Below are 1,014 nucleotides of genomic sequence, written 5' to 3'. Positions count from 1 at the left end.
GGCGGTATAGACCACGCGCGTGTGGAAATAGCCGGCTTCGCCGGTGAGCGAGGTATTGATGGCATCCGAGTTGATGTGGGCGATGCGGCGCCAGCTATTGGCATCGGTCCCATAGGACTTGCCCACCACCTGCGCGCCCTGCTGCGTATCCCACACACGCACCGAGGACTGGATCTGGCCGCCACGCTCAACGGTGCCCATGACCAGGGCATCGGCCTGCGAGGCCTTCCAGCTCGGGAAGTCCGGCGTAGCCTGCACGTCGCCGACCTGGGCGGGAAGCGAGGCGGGATCGAGCGGGTTGAAGAGACCGGAACGGCGCAGGTTGGCACGCACGATGTCGGCAACGTCAGCGCCGAACTGCGGATCGGACGAGGAGAAATTGGGGATGGCGATCGGCAGCGGACGGAAATCGCCGCCGCCCACGGTGATCTGCACCAGAGCGGAAGCCGGGCGGGCAGCGATCATCGCTGCCGAACCGGCTATGCCAAGCTTAAGCGCATTGCGCCGGGTCAAGAGAGTCATGGGTCTTCTCCATTCTGGCCGCCTCCTTCTGGGGTGCAGCGCATCCTTTTTTTCTAGAACTGGCTCGGATCAAACGTCACGCCGATCTCGCGCCACTGGTCGTAATTGTCAGCCGACAGCATGGTGTAGGGACCGCAGGTCATGACAGCGCGCACGGCGGCATTCGCCAGCGCCTGTTCGATCTGGGTAGACGGCTGGCGCGCGATCTGCGCGCCCGAAACGCTGCCGTCGGCATTGAAGCTGATGGCAACCTGCGCCGTCGTCTGTGTGTCGACGGCACCAGGCGGCACATTGAGGCAACGCCGGATCTGCGCCACGAGGCCATCGAGCTCGGACTGGCTCAACCGAGCAGATGAGCCGGTCGGCTTGCCGAGAGTGGGCTCACCGCCCTGCCCGGTCGTGCCGCCGCGGGAATCGTTGTTGTTGATGATGTCCGAAATTCGGTCGGCGGCCTTTACCGCGGCCTGCTGCTGCTTTTTGGCATCAGCTTCC

At 64.5% G+C, this 1,014-nt stretch carries 1 protein-coding gene and 1 pseudogene; both read right to left on the bottom strand.

The features are described 5' to 3' along the window. Positions 1–522: pseudogene (gene tolB, locus JP75_RS24650) on the bottom strand (Tol-Pal system protein TolB); the annotation flags it as partial. A 53-nt stretch (positions 523–575) separates the two neighbouring features. After that, a partial coding sequence (locus JP75_RS26715; RefSeq protein ID WP_160194786.1) for a cell envelope integrity TolA family protein occupies positions 576–1,014 on the bottom strand: 439 nt, incomplete at its 5' end.

Source organism: Devosia riboflavina (assembly GCF_000743575.1).
In the GTDB taxonomy this organism is placed as follows: Bacteria; Pseudomonadota; Alphaproteobacteria; order Rhizobiales; family Devosiaceae; genus Devosia; species Devosia riboflavina.
The sequence above is the reverse complement of the archived record's forward strand: the minus strand, read 5'-3'. Positions and strand labels throughout refer to the sequence as shown.